The organism is Vogesella sp. AC12 (assembly GCF_024437575.1).
Taxonomy (GTDB): Bacteria; Pseudomonadota; Gammaproteobacteria; order Burkholderiales; family Chromobacteriaceae; genus Vogesella; species Vogesella indigofera.
In genome coordinates this window covers 1,977-14,925 of record NZ_JANFNU010000016.1, presented here as the reverse complement: position 1 = coordinate 14,925, position 12,949 = coordinate 1,977, and the positions used below count along the sequence as shown (strand labels likewise).

The 12,949-nt window shown below is 67.0% G+C and carries 13 protein-coding genes; 7 read left to right on the top strand and 6 right to left on the bottom strand.

Annotated elements, in window-relative coordinates; translation table 11 throughout:
• Position 1: 1 nt before the first annotated feature.
• The 7 genes from NOM55_RS16665 to NOM55_RS16635 all read left to right on the top strand — a co-directional run bounded on the left by NOM55_RS16665 (position 2) and on the right by NOM55_RS16635 (position 4,894).
• A complete protein-coding gene (locus tag NOM55_RS16665) occupies positions 2-757 on the top strand; it encodes a 1-acyl-sn-glycerol-3-phosphate acyltransferase (protein WP_255909758.1) in 756 nt (251 codons plus the stop codon).
• Positions 732-1,445 (top strand): M48 family metallopeptidase, encoded by a 714-nt coding sequence (locus tag NOM55_RS16660; RefSeq protein ID WP_255909756.1) that lies wholly within the window; start codon positions 732-734, stop codon positions 1,443-1,445. Before NOM55_RS16665 ends, NOM55_RS16660 begins: the two co-directional genes overlap by 26 nt.
• 112 nt (positions 1,446-1,557) lie before the next feature.
• A complete protein-coding gene (gene gloA, locus NOM55_RS16655; protein ID WP_255909755.1) occupies positions 1,558-1,947 on the top strand; it encodes a lactoylglutathione lyase in 390 nt (129 codons plus the stop codon).
• Positions 1,948-2,197: 250 nt separating this feature from the next.
• Positions 2,198-2,959 carry a DeoR/GlpR family DNA-binding transcription regulator gene (locus NOM55_RS16650; protein WP_370687886.1) on the top strand — a complete coding sequence of 254 codons (762 nt, stop codon included), beginning with the start codon at positions 2,198-2,200 and terminating at the stop codon, positions 2,957-2,959.
• On the top strand, positions 2,959-3,333 hold the full coding sequence (locus tag NOM55_RS16645; protein WP_255909753.1) for a MerR family transcriptional regulator: 375 nt from the start codon (positions 2,959-2,961) through the stop codon (positions 3,331-3,333). The genes NOM55_RS16650 and NOM55_RS16645 overlap by 1 nt, the downstream gene beginning before the upstream one ends.
• 60 nt (positions 3,334-3,393) lie before the next feature.
• Positions 3,394-4,197 (top strand): SDR family oxidoreductase, encoded by an 804-nt coding sequence (locus NOM55_RS16640; RefSeq protein ID WP_255909752.1) that lies wholly within the window; start codon positions 3,394-3,396, stop codon positions 4,195-4,197.
• A 58-nt stretch (positions 4,198-4,255) separates the two neighbouring features.
• Positions 4,256-4,894: a LysE family translocator gene (locus NOM55_RS16635; protein ID WP_120810900.1), complete on the top strand. Its 639-nt coding sequence runs from the start codon at positions 4,256-4,258 to the stop codon at positions 4,892-4,894.
• Between the two features lie 172 nt (positions 4,895-5,066).
• Here the strand turns inward: NOM55_RS16635 and glpD are convergent, their stop codons facing one another.
• The 6 genes from glpD to nemA form a co-directional block, all read right to left on the bottom strand.
• Complete coding sequence (gene glpD, locus NOM55_RS16630) at positions 5,067-6,596, bottom strand: glycerol-3-phosphate dehydrogenase (RefSeq protein WP_255909751.1); 1,530 nt, start codon at positions 6,594-6,596, stop codon at positions 5,067-5,069.
• A gap of 200 nt (positions 6,597-6,796) precedes the next feature.
• Positions 6,797-7,501 carry an MIP/aquaporin family protein gene (locus NOM55_RS16625; RefSeq protein ID WP_255909750.1) on the bottom strand — a complete coding sequence of 235 codons (705 nt, stop codon included), beginning with the start codon at positions 7,499-7,501 and terminating at the stop codon, positions 6,797-6,799.
• 259 nt (positions 7,502-7,760) lie between these two features.
• On the bottom strand, positions 7,761-9,263 hold the full coding sequence (glpK, locus tag NOM55_RS16620; protein WP_047965747.1) for a glycerol kinase GlpK: 1,503 nt from the start codon (positions 9,261-9,263) through the stop codon (positions 7,761-7,763).
• Between the two features lie 454 nt (positions 9,264-9,717).
• The gene (locus NOM55_RS16615) at positions 9,718-10,656 is read right to left on the bottom strand and encodes a diacylglycerol kinase family protein (RefSeq protein ID WP_255909749.1); all 939 of its coding nucleotides are present in this window, start codon (positions 10,654-10,656) and stop codon (positions 9,718-9,720) included.
• A gap of 251 nt (positions 10,657-10,907) precedes the next feature.
• A complete protein-coding gene (locus NOM55_RS16610; RefSeq protein WP_255909747.1) occupies positions 10,908-11,591 on the bottom strand; it encodes a type 1 glutamine amidotransferase domain-containing protein in 684 nt (227 codons plus the stop codon).
• A gap of 93 nt (positions 11,592-11,684) precedes the next feature.
• Positions 11,685-12,779: an N-ethylmaleimide reductase gene (nemA, locus tag NOM55_RS16605; protein WP_255909746.1), complete on the bottom strand. Its 1,095-nt coding sequence runs from the start codon at positions 12,777-12,779 to the stop codon at positions 11,685-11,687.
• Positions 12,780-12,949: the final 170 nt, after the last annotated feature.

The following is a 12,949-nucleotide window of genomic DNA, read 5'->3' as shown; positions in this document are numbered from 1 at the left end:
CATGTTGCTGATTCGTAACCTGATCTACTGGCTGCTGGTGGCCATCGTCACGCCGCTGTTCTTCCTCGGCCTGTTCATCGGCGCGCCGTTGCCGCGCCGCACCCGTCACGTGATCGGCGAGAGCTGGGCACGGCTGTTGACCTGGCTGCTGTGGCACGTGATTGGCCTGCGCTATCGTGTGATCGGTGCCGAGAACATCGTCAAGGAGCCGGCGATCATCTGCGCCAAGCACCAGTCCGGCTGGGAAACGCTGGCGCTGCAGGAGATCTTTCCGTCGCAGGTGTTCGTCGCCAAGAAGGAGCTGCTGTGGATTCCGTTCTTCGGCTGGGGACTGGCGTTGACCAACCCGATCACCATCAACCGTTCCGATCGCGCCAATGCCAACCGCCTGATGCTGGAGCAGGGCACCAACCGCAAACAGCACGGCTTCTGGATCAGCGTGTTTCCGGAAGGCACCCGCACCCGCCCCGGTGAGGCCGGCAAGTACAAGCTGGGCGCGGCGCGGATGGCGAAGCAGCTGGACATGCCGCTGGTGCCGGTGGCGCACAACGCCGGCGAATTCTGGCCGCGTAACGCCTTTCTGAAGCATCCGGGCGAGATCACGCTGGTGATCGGCCCGGCGATTTATCCGCGCGACGATGTCGGCCCGGAAGCGATGACGCGGCAGGCGGAAGCCTGGATCGAGGCGCGCCAGCGCGAGATCGGCGGCGTCGGCCCGTTTGCCCACCCCGATGAACGCAAAGCACGCACTGCTTAGCCTGCAGCTGCCGCAAGGCGCGGTGACGGTACGCCTGATCCGCCGCGCGCGGCAGAGTGTCGGCATCCGCATCAAGGACGGCGCGGTGGAGCTGATCGCGCCGCCGGCGGTGCCGCTGGCCTACCTGCACGAGGTGCTGGCCAAGAAAAGCGGCTGGATCGCCAGCCATCTGGCGCGCCACCACGCCGAGCAGGGCGAGCGCGCGCTGACGCAGGGCCAGGTGCTGCTGGGCGGCGAGAGCTACCGCCTGCACTGCGTCGCGGCCAGCCGCCACCAGGCGCAGCTGCTCGGCGATACCCTGCACCTGGCCGGGCCGATGCTGGAGCAGCCGGCACGGCTGGCCGCCAGCGTGGTCGGCTACCTGCAACGCGAGGCGCGGCAGCGCTTTGCCGCGCGGCTGGCACAGTGGCAGCCGCGTGCGGCGCGGCCACTGTCCGGCTGGGGGCTGTCCTCGGCGCGCACGCGCTGGGGCAGCTGCACCGGCAAGGGGGTGGTGCGCCTCAACTGGCGGCTGGTGCAGGCGCCGGAGTCGGTGCTCGACTACGTGATCGCCCACGAGCTGGCGCACCTCTTGCACATGAACCATTCGCCGGCGTTCTGGGCTGAGGTCGGCCGCCTCTATCCCGGCTGGCAGGGTGCGCGGCAGTGGCTGAAGCAGCACGGCGACAGCCTGTTCCGCTACGGCTAAGTACGGCGTACAAACACACTGTTCTGGCCGGCGCGGGCTTTGCTTTCGCTAGCGCCGCCCCCATCTGATCTGCCTCGCTGCCTGTTGCGGCCAACCTTTTCCGGAGTACACCATGCGCCTGCTGCATACCATGATCCGCGTCGGCAACCTTGACCGTGCCATCGCCTTCTACACCGAGGTGCTGGGCATGAGCCTGCTGCGCCGTCACGACTACCCCGATGGCCGTTTCACCCTGGCCTTTGTCGGCTACGGCGACGAGGACAGCAACAGCGTGATCGAGCTGACCCACAACTGGGATACCGACAGCTACGAGCTGGGCAACGCCTTCGGCCACCTGGCGGTAGAAGTGGCCGACGCCTACGCCGCCTGTGACGCGGTGCGCGCCAAGGGTGGCAAGGTAGTGCGCGAGGCGGGGCCGATGAAGCACGGCACCACCGTGATCGCCTTCGTCGAGGACCCGGACGGCTACAAGATCGAATTCATCCAGCGCGGCACCCGCTAAGCGCCACTAACAAAACCCCTGATCCTGCGTTGCGCCTCCTTGCCGTACGACGTGTACTGTCTGCGTCGGCGCGCCTTGGCTCAGGTGCTCTGCGAGGTTTTGTTAGCGGCTCTAAGCGCCGTCGTGCTCAGGCAGCGGCCAGTCGCAGCGATGCGGCTGGCCGTTTTGCCGTCTGCATGCCGGCGGGCAGCGGCGGCGGCGACTCGGTTACAATGGACGCCATTCGGATAAGGGAAGTGCCGCTTGCATGCTGATCCTCAATCAACGTCAGAAAGACCTGCTGGCCTGGGTTAACCGCGAGGGTTATGTCGCGGTCGAGAAAATGGCCGCCCATTTCGCCGTTACCCACCAGACCATCCGCCGCGACATCACGCTGCTGGCGGAACACAAGCTGCTTCAGCGCTATCACGGAGGCGCCAGCGTGCTGTCCAGCGTCGAGAACGTCGCCTACGACGCGCGCCAGGTGCTGATGATCGACGAGAAGCGCCGCATCGCGCGCGCGCTGGCGGCGGAAATCCCCGACAACGCCTCGCTGTTCATCAACCTCGGCACCACCACCGAGGAGGTGGCCAAGGCGCTCTCCCAGCATCGCGGCCTGCGCGTGATCACCAACAACTTCCACATCGCCAACCTGATGTGCGACTACCCCGACTGCGAGGTGCTGGTCGCCGGCGGCGCGCTGCGCAAGCGCGACCGCGGCCTGACCGGCGAGGCGACGGTGCAGTTCATCCGCCAGTTCAAGGTCGACTACGGCATCATCGGCGTGTCCTGTATCGAGCACGGCGGCGTGCTGCGCGACTACGACTACCGCGAGGTGCTGACCACGCAGGCGATCATGCAGCAGTCGCGCCAGGTGTGGCTGGCGGCCGACCATTCCAAGTTCGATCGTCCGGCGCTGGTGGAGCTGGGGCATCTGGCACAGGTGGACGCGCTGTTTACCGACCAGCCGGTGAGTGCGGAAATGGCCGAGGTGCTGGCCGCCGGTGATACCCGGCTGGTGGTGGCGGGCTGATGCTGATCGGCGAGCTGGCGGCACTGACCGGCGCCACGCGCAAGGCGATCCGCCTCTACGAGGCGCAGGGCTTGCTGCCGGTGCCGCAGCGCCGCGGCAACTACCGTGTCTATCAGCCGATGGACGTGCATCTGGTCAGCATGATCCGCCGCGCGCAGACGGTGGGCTTCAGCCTGGCGGAGCTGAAAGAGCTGGCGGTACTGAAGGCCGCCTCCGGCAGCTTCCCGCTGGCGGTGGCGCAGCAGCTGATCCGGCAGAAACAGCGGCATTTCCAGCAGGAATTGCAACGGCTGCAGGCCTTGCAGCAGCAGCTGGCGCAGCTGGAGGCCGAGCTGGCGCAGAACTACGGTGCCGCCCCCGTCACCTGCACTTGACCTTGCCCTGTAGGGCAAGCTTTACGCTGATGCTTTCTTATCCCATCAGGAGCATTTGCGATGACATCCCTGCCTTTTGAACGCATGACCGCGCTGGTCAGCGGCGCCTCTTCCGGTATCGGCCGCTGCTTTGCCGAGGCGCTGGCGCAGCGCGGCTGCCACCTCATTCTTACCGCCCGTTCCGGCGACGCGCTGCAACAGCTGGCCGCGCAACTGCGGGTCCGGCATGGCATCAGGGTGCTGGTCATCGCCGCCGATCTGGCGCAAGCCGGTGCCGCGGCGGCGCTGTACGCCGAGATCACGGCCGCGGGCTGGACGGTGGATCTGCTGGTCAACAATGCCGGCTTCGGCAAATGGCGCCATTTTCTCGACGAAAGCGCCGACACCTACCAGCGCATGCTGATGCTGAATATTGTGGCGCTGACCGAACTGACGCGACTGTTGCTGCCGGCGATGCAGGCGCGCCGGCTGGGGGCGGTGATCAACGTGGCCTCGACGGCGGCGTTCCAGCCCTTGCCGTATATCGCGGTGTATGGCGCGTCCAAGGCCTATGTGTTGCACCTGACCGAGGCGCTGGCCGCCGAGTACGAGGGCAGCGGCGTGCGCTTTCTGGCGCTGTGTCCGGGCAATACCCGTACCCGCTTTACCGAGGTGGCCAACGCCGATGTGTCGGGCATGGCGGCGGCCTCTCCGGAATCGGTGGTGGCCTCGGCACTGCGGGCGCTGGATGCGGGGCGGCACTACCATGTGCCGGGCCGGATGAATTACCTGACGGCCCAGCTGCCGCGCTGGCTGACGCGGCGCCAGGTGACGCGACTGGTCGCGACGCTGTTTGCCAAACGCATTATGCCAAAGGTATTGTGAGGGACGGCGGGCACGCGGCCCGCTGGACGACGGATGTGTTTACCTGAAAGGAAACAAGATGGCGACTTCACCCCAGTGGTGGCTGTTTGCCGGAGCGGCGCTGCTGATGGTGCTGACCCCCGGCCCCAATATGCTTTACCTGCTGTCGCGCAGCCTGTGCCAGGGACGCCGTGCCGGCATGATCTCGCTGCTGGGCGTGGTGGCCGGTTTCCTGCTGCACATGCTGGCGGCCGCGTTGGGGCTGACGGCACTGTTTCTGGCCGTGCCGCTGGCCTATGCGCTGCTGAAGTGGGGTGGTGCCGCCTACCTGATGTGGCTGGCATGGCAGGCGCTGCGCCCCGGTGCGCGCTCGCCGTTTGCCACGCGCAGCCTGAGGGCCGATTCGCCACGGCGCCTGTTCATGATGGGCTTCCTCACCAATGTGCTGAACCCCAAGATCGCGGTGTTTTACCTGTCCATCCTGCCGCAATTCATTGTGCCGGGGGCGGGCAGCGTGTTCCGGCAAAGCCTGCTGCTGGGGCTGACCCAGATTGCCATCAGTTTTGCGGTCAACCTGCTGATCGTGCTGTTTGCCGCCCGCCTGGCCGCGGGCTTTGCCGCCAGGCCGCGTTGGCTGGCGGCGCAGCGCTATGTGATGGGGAGCGTGCTGGCCGCGCTGGCCGTACGCATGGCACTGCAGCCACAGCGCGCCGGCTAAGCGCCGGTTCACGATCGGCTGTGCCTTGATCTCAATGGGGCGATACGGCGTTGAAAACGGCCTCGGCTGCCTGTTTATCGCCAGCTAAACGCCGCGTCCTCAGCCGTTTTCGCCTTGTCTCGCGTGAGTGCGCGGGATCGTGAACACGCTCCAGCACGCTGCGGCCAAGCTCTTACCCTTGGTGTGCTTGCGTCTCGCGCGCACTGGCTGCCGGCTGGCTGCTGCGATACGCCGCCAGCCAGCGTTCTACCGCGTCCTCGGCGCCGGCTGGCAGGTGTAGGCGCAGCTTGCTGCGCCGCCACAGCACGTCGTCGGCGCAGGTCGCCCATTCCTTGTCCACCAGATAGCGCAGCTCGGCCTCGTACAGCCCGGGCTGGATTTCCGCGCCCAGCGCCGCAAGGTTGGCCGCAGTGCCCAGTAGTGCATGCACGCGGCTGCCGTAGGCGCGCGCCAGCCGCGTGGCCAGCGCGGGCGGTAGCCACGGCTTGGCCTGCTGCAGGCTGCGCACGAAGGTGTCGAAGTCGCCGCCAGGCAGGTCGCCGCCGGGCAGGTGCTGGCCGGCGGTCCAGCTTGGGCGCGTGTTGCCCAGCAGTGGCGCCAGCTGGTCCACCGCCTGTTCCGCCAGCTTGCGGTAGGTGGTGATCTTGCCGCCGAATACCGACAGCAGCGGCGCGCCGTCGCTGTCCAGCTCCAGCGCGTAGTCGCGGGTGACGCCGCTGGCGTTGTCGTGCTCGTCGTCCAGCAGCGGGCGGACCCCGGAGTAGGTGGCCACCACGTCGGCCGGACCGATCTGGCGTTCGAAGTAGCGGTTGCTCATCGCGCACAGGTAGGCGATCTCGTCGCCGTCGATGGCGACCTTGGCGGCATCGTCGTGGTATTCGACGTCGGTGGTGCCGATCAGGGTGAAGTCCTGCTCGTAGGGAATGGCGAAGATGATGCGCTTGTCCGGGTTCTGGAAGATGTAGGCAAAGTCGTGGTCGAACAGCTTTTTCACGATGATGTGGCTGCCCTTCACCAGCCGGATCGCCTTGCGTGCCGGCGCGTGGATAACGCCGCCGAGCAGCTGCTGCACCCATGGCCCGCCGGCGTTGACCAGCGCGCGGGCGCGCACCTGCTGCTGGCCGTGTTCGCCGTGCAGGGTGCACAGCCAGCCGTCGCCGTCGCGCTGCGCGGCGACACAGGCGGTGCGGGTGCGGATGCTGGCGCCGCGTTCGGCGGCGTCCATCGCGTTGAGCACCACCAGCCGCGCGTCGTTGACCCAGCCGTCGGAGTAGACGAAACCCTGGTGGTAGCGGCTTTTCAGCGGGCTACCGGCCGGGTGGCGCTCGAAGCGGATGCGCTCGCTGCCGGGCAGGCGGCGACGACGGGCCAGGTGGTCGTACAGGAACAGGCCGCAGCGGATCAGCCACGCCGGGCGCTGTTCGGCGTCGTGCGGCATCACGAAGCGCAGCGGCCACATGATGTGCGGCGCGGCGTCGAGCAGCCCTTCGCGCTCCTGCAGCGCCTTGCGCACCAGCGAGAATTCGTAATATTCCAGATAGCGCAGCCCGCCGTGGATCAGCTTGGTGCTGGCCGACGAGGTGTGCGCCGCCAGATCGTCCTTTTCACAGAGCAGCACTTTCAGGCCGCGACCGGCGGCGTCACGGGCGATGCCGGCACCGTTGATGCCACCACCGATCACGAGCAGATCATAACTTTCCACGAGCTTTCCTTTGCACGGCGCACCGCCCTGACGGCGTGGCGCTTGTTGTCTCTTGATAATAGAAGATAGATAAAAACGAACACAAAAGCAACATTAAACGATCAAAAATGTTTGTTTTGTGTTTTTGTACGGCGCAAAAAAAGACGCCCGAAGGCGTCGAGGGAGAGTGCAATCTGTGGCGCGGGCCGCCAGCGCCGGGATCAGGCCACGCTGTGGGCCACTGCGGCCAACGTTGCGCCCAGCAGCGAGCCGATCACCGGCACCCAGCTGTAGCGCCAGTCGCTGTCGCGCTTGCCCTTGATCGGCAGGATGGCGTGCATGATGCGTGGCGCCAGATCGCGCGCCGGGCTCATCGCGTAGCCGGTGGTGCCGCCCAGCGATACGCCGATACCCAGTACCAGCAAGGCCACCGGCAGCGCGTCCATCGCGCCCAGCGACACCTTGGGCGACACCATGCTGAGGATGGCGAACACCAGCACGAAGGTGGCCAGCACTTCCGACAGCAGGTTGCCGCCGGTGCTGCGGATCGCCGGGCCGGTGCAGAACACTGCCAGCTTGGTGTCGGCGCAGTCGGTATGGTCGAAGTGGTCGCGGTAGATCAGCCACATCAACAGCGCGCCGGCCATGCCGCCCAGCATCTGCGCCGCGATATAACCGGGGGCGTTGGCCCAGGCAAATTTGCCGGCCACCGCCAGCGCCACGGTGACCGCCGGGTTGAGGTGGGCGCCGCTGATGGCGGCGACACTGAACACGCCGACAAACACCGCCATCGCCCAGCCGAAGGCGATCACGATCAGGCCGCTGTTATGGCCCTTGGTTCCTTTCAGGATCACGTTGGCAACCACGCCGTTGCCGAGCAGCACCAGCAGCGCGGTGCCGATGAATTCGCCGAATAGTGGATTCATGTTGAAACTCCGTAGCGAACGCGGGGCAGCACGCTGCCGCCGCGGGAAAACAGGATGGGGAGGGTGCCGCGCCGGCAGCGTCTGGCTACTGGCGCGGCGTCTGGCTTAGAGCCTGTGCACGATCTGCTGCAACTTGATCTCAACGGGGCGATACGGCGTTAAGTCCGGTTCAGGAATGCTCATTTACTATTTGTAAACGCCGCTTCCTCAGCCGTTTTCGCCTTGTCTCGCGTGAGCTCGCTAGATCGTGAACACGCTCTCAGGCCGCGTCGTTGGCCCAGCTGATCGCGGCGCGGGTGGCGCGCTGCCAGCCGGCGACGTAGCGATCGACGGTGGCGGCATCCAGCTGCGGCGAGAAGCGGGTGTCCAGCTGCCACTGCCCCTGGATGTCGTCGGTGCCCTGCCAGTAGCCGACGGCGAGGCCGGCGAGATACGCCGCCCCCAGCGCGGTGGTCTCGGTGATCTTCGGTCGCGCGACCTGGGTGCCGAGGATGTCGCTCTGGAACTGCATCAGCACATTGTTGACGCAGGCGCCGCCGTCCACGCGCAGCTCGGCGATGGTGATGCCGGAATCGGCCTGCATCGCGCCCAGCACATCCATGGTCTGGAACGCGATGCTGTCCAGCGCGGCACGGGCGATGTGGGCGGCGCCGGTGCCTTGCGTCATGCCGACGATGGTGCCGCGCGCGTCGGAGTTCCAGTGCGGCGCACCCAGCCCGGCGAAGGCCGGCACCAGGTACACGCCGTCGCTATCCTTCACCTCGGCCGCCAGCGGGCCGACATCGTGCGAGTGCTTGATGATGCCAAGGCCGTCGCGCAGCCATTTCACCACCGAGCCGCCGATGAAGATGCTGCCTTCCAGCGCGTACTGCACCTTGTCGCCGACCTGCCAGGCGATGGTGGTCAGCAGCTGGTTGTGCGACGCGATCGGGGTGTCGCCGGTATTCATCATCATGAAGCAGCCGGTGCCGTAGGTGTTCTTCACCATGCCCGGCGTGGTGCACTGCTGGCCGAACAGCGCCGCCTGCTGGTCGCCGGCGACGCCGGCGATCGGGATCGCCACGCCCAGGTGCGCGGCATGGGTGTGACCGTAGACTTCGCTGGAGCTTTTCACCTGCGGCAGCATGCTGGCCGGGATGCCCATGATGTCGAGCAGCTCGTCGTCCCACTGCAGGCGGTGGATGTCGTACAGCATGGTGCGCGAGGCGTTGGACACGTCGGTGACGTGCACCGCGCCGTGGGTCAGCTGCCAGATCAGCCAGCTGTCGATGGTGCCGAAGGCCAGCTTGCCGGCATTGGCGCGCTCGCGGGCGCCGGGCACGTTTTCCAGGATCCAGCGCACCTTGGTGGCGGAGAAGTAGGAGTCGACCAGCAGCCCGGTCTTGTTGCGGATGGTGTCGGCCAGGCCACGCTCGCGGATCTCGTCGCAGAACGGCGCGGTGCGGCGGTCCTGCCACACGATGGCGTTGTACACCGGCTGGCCGGTGTCGCGGTCCCACACCACCGTGGTTTCACGCTGGTTGGTGATGCCGACCGCGGCGATCTTGCTGCCGGGGATGCCGGCGCGCGCCAGTGCCTCGGCGGCCACGCCGACCTGGCCGGCCCAGATTTCCATCGCATCGTGCTCGACCCAGCCCGGCTGCGGGTAGATCTGGCGGAATTCCTTCTGTGCCGAGGCGACGATGTCGCCACTGCGGTTGAATACAATTGCCCGGGAGCTGGTCGTGCCCTGATCCAGCGCCAGAATGAATTGATCTTGCATTTGAGAAGTCTCCTCGGCCGCGGGCCGTGTTGTGAGTTGTTTCTTTGTTGTTTGTTTTTGTGTTTATTTTGTTGTTTTTGCTTTCGTTCGAATTGTAGTGCCGCCAAAGCGGCTGTCAATTCGCACCGTCAAAAAGTTGACACAAAGCCCGGATGTTGCAGTGCGGAGTGTGGTGTAGTCGTGCGGCTACAAGTTATTGCGATGCAAGGCAAAAATGCCGTTTCCCGGTCGGGAAAACGGCATTGTGCGCGCAGGGTACCCGTTGCGCGGATGTTGCAGTGCAAAGGTTGGCCGCAGGGCCTCGGCATCTGTTCAAGGTCTGTCGCGCTCACGCGAGACAAGGCAAAACCGGCGGGGGCTGCGGCGTTTAGCTGGATATAAACAGGTGGCCGAAGACGTGCTTAACGCCGCATCGCCCCATCGAGATCCGATGCCGCAGACACTGAGCAGGTTCTCAGCCGGGCGGCAGCATCAGGCACTGCAGTGCGGCGGGCACCAGTTCGAAGCTGACCGGCGCGCTGCCGCACAGCTCGCCGTCCAGCTCCAGCGGGCAGTCCGCCGCCGCGCCGTCCACCTGCAGCTGGCGGCCGCGCAGGTAGCGCACCCGCGCATCACGCAGTGGCTGCGCTGCACGCAGTTGCGGCAGCAGGCGCAGGAAGTCCAGGCCATTGCCGTCGCGGATCAGCACCAGCTCGAACAGGCCGTCGTTGACGCTGGCCTGCGGCGCAATGCCCAGCCCGCTGCCGAAGTAGCGGCCGTTGGCCACCGACAGGCACAGGAAACGGCCGCTGATGGTTTCGCCGTCCAGCGTCAGCCGCATCGGCCGCGGCCGGAAGCGCAGCAGCGCCGCCAGCACCGCGCTGCAGAAGGCGGCGCTGGCCGGCAGCCACGCCGGCAGCCGTTTCACCCGCCGCACGATGTCGCTGCTGATGCCGAGCGAGGCGATGTTGTTGCACCAGCGCACCTGCGGCTGGCCGTCGCTGTCGCGGGTGGTGACGCGGATCAGGTCCAGCGGGTAGGCGTGGCCGGCGGCGATCAGCGCCAGCAAGTCGTCGCTGTGGCGGCCGCTGCCCAGCGTGCGCACGAAGTCGTTGCCGGTGCCGCTGGGCAGTACCCCCAGCACCAGCTGCTGCCGCTGCGCCGCCGGCACGCTCATCAGGCCGTTGACCACCTCGTGCACGGTGCCGTCGCCACCGACGGCGATCACCCAGCGCGCGCCGGACAGCGCCGCCTCGCGCGCGAGGCGGGTGGCGCTGCTGGCGGAGGTGGTCAGCAGCACGTCGACGCTGAACCGGTCGCGGAACGGTTGCAGCAGCTGCTGCGGCAGGCCGTCGGGGCAGTGGCGGCCGTGGATGATGAACACGATGCGGGAGGCGGGCGTAGACGGGGACATGGTGAGGATCGCGAGGCAGATCGCGCCATTATGCCGCCATCGCGCGTTCGCGCAATGGCGCAAGGTTGGCCGCAAGCGTTGCGGCCAACCCTGGCGCAGGGTTCAGCGCGTGTCCACGATCCCGCACGCTCACGCGAGACAAGGCGAAAACTGAGGGGCGCGGCGTTGAGCTGGATACAAACCAGCAGCCGAAGCCGCTTTCAACGCGGTATCCCCCCGAGATCAAGTCGCAGCAGGCCGTGAGCAGGCGCTCAGGCGTTCAGCCTGGCCAGCAGCGCGTGGGCGACCGCTTCGGACGAGGCCGGATTCTGGCCGGTGATCAGCAGGCCGTCCTCGACGATAAACGGTGCCCAGTCGGGGCCTTTCTGGTACTGGGCGCCGCGCGCCTGCAACGCGTCTTCCAGCAGCAGCGGCACGATGCTGGTGAGCTGCACCGCCTCTTCCTCGCTGTTGCTGAAGCCGGTGACGCGCTTGCCGGCGACCAGCGCCTTGCCGTCGGCGCCGGTGACATTGACCAGCACCGCCGGCGCGTGGCACACCGCGGCCACCGGTTTGCCGGCGGCGAGGGTGGCGGCGATCAGGCGCTGCGAGTCGGCGTTGTCGACCAGGTCCCACAGCGGGCCGTGGCCGCCGGGGTAGAACACCGCGTCGTAGAGGCCGGCGTCGATGCTGTCCAGCGGCAGCGTTTCTGCCAGTCGTGCCTGCAGCGTGGCGTCGGCATTGAAGCGCTCGGTGGCCGGGGTGCCGAACGCCGGGTCGGCGCTTTTCGGGTCGATCGGCGGCTGCCCGCCGCGCGGCGAGGCGAGGGTGATGGCGACGCCCTGATCGGCCAATGCGTAGTAGGGCGCGGCGAACTCCTCGATCCAGAAGCCGGTCTTGTGGCCGCTGTTGCCGAGCCGGTCGTGGCTGGTGAGCACAAACAGTACGTGTTTCATGGGCGTCTCCGTTTATAGCAGGCAAGGTTGGCCGCAAGCGTTGCGGCCAACCCTGGGTTGCGGTGCGCTGCCGCGGATGGCAGCGTCAGCGCATTACAGCGCCGGGTAGTCGGTGTAGCCTTCGGCGCCGCCGCCGTAGAAGGTTTCCGGCTGCGGCGGGTTCAGCTCCGCGCCACGGGCAAAGCGCGCCGGCAGATCCGGGTTGGCGATGAACGGACGACCGAAGGCCACCGCGTCGATCAGCCCGGCGCCGATCAGGCGCTCGGCCTTGTCTACGGTATAGCCGCCGGCGGCGATAATCGGGTGCGGATAGATGGCGCGGATCCTGGCGCGGAAGTCATCCGGCCACGCGGGGCCGCCGGCCCAGTCCGGCTCCGACAGGTGCAGGAAGGCGATGTTGCGCTTGGCGATTTCGCCGATCAGGTACAGCGCCATCTCCTGTTGGTCGGTCTCCGACAGGCCGTTGAACACCCCCAGCGGCGACAGGCGGATGCCGACGTGGGCGGCATCCCACTCGGCGATCACCGCGTCCAGCACTTCCAGCACGATGCGGGCGCGGTTCTCGACGCTGCCGCCGTACTGGTCGGTGCGAACGTTGGCCGCCGGCGACAGGAACTGGTCCAGCAGGTAGCCGTGGGCGCCGTGGATCTCGACCAGGTCAAAGCCGGCGCGGCGCGCGTTATCGGTGGCGCGGCGGTAGTCCTCGATCAGGTCGGCGATTTCGGCGGTTTCCAGCGCGCGTGGGGTGGAGGTCGGGCTGCGTACCAGCTGGCCGTTTTCATCGCGGATATTGGTGTTGCTGTCGGCGCGGATCGCCGACGGTGCCAGCGGCGCGTCGCCGTTCGGCTGCAGGCTGCTGTGCGAGATGCGGCCGGTGTGCCACAGCTGGATGGCGATCTTGCCGCCGGCGGCGTGCACCGCGTCGTTGACCTCGCGCCAGGCGCGCACCTGCTCCTCGCTGTAGATGCCCGGTGCACCGGCGTAGCCCTTGGCGGTCGGCGAGATGTGGGTGCCTTCGTTGATGATCAGGCCGGCACCGGCACGCTGGCGGTAGTAGTCGATCGCCAGTGCGGTTGGCACGTCGCCCGGCTCGGTATTGCGCAGGCGGGTCAGCGGTGCCATCAGCACGCGGTTGGCGAGGGTAACGGCACCGAGGTGCAGCGGGGTCAGCAGTTTGTCGGCTTGCATGGGGCGTGGTCCTTTTTCGGTAAAGAGGCGGCGATACGGGTGCTACTCACGTCCTGCGGGCAGGCAGGGCGCTCGGGTAAAACGGGGTGGGGCCCACCTTGGCCGCGCGCTGCACCACCGGGTTTTGGGCGGGACGCCGGCAAATTTCTTACCACATAAAAAAATTACGG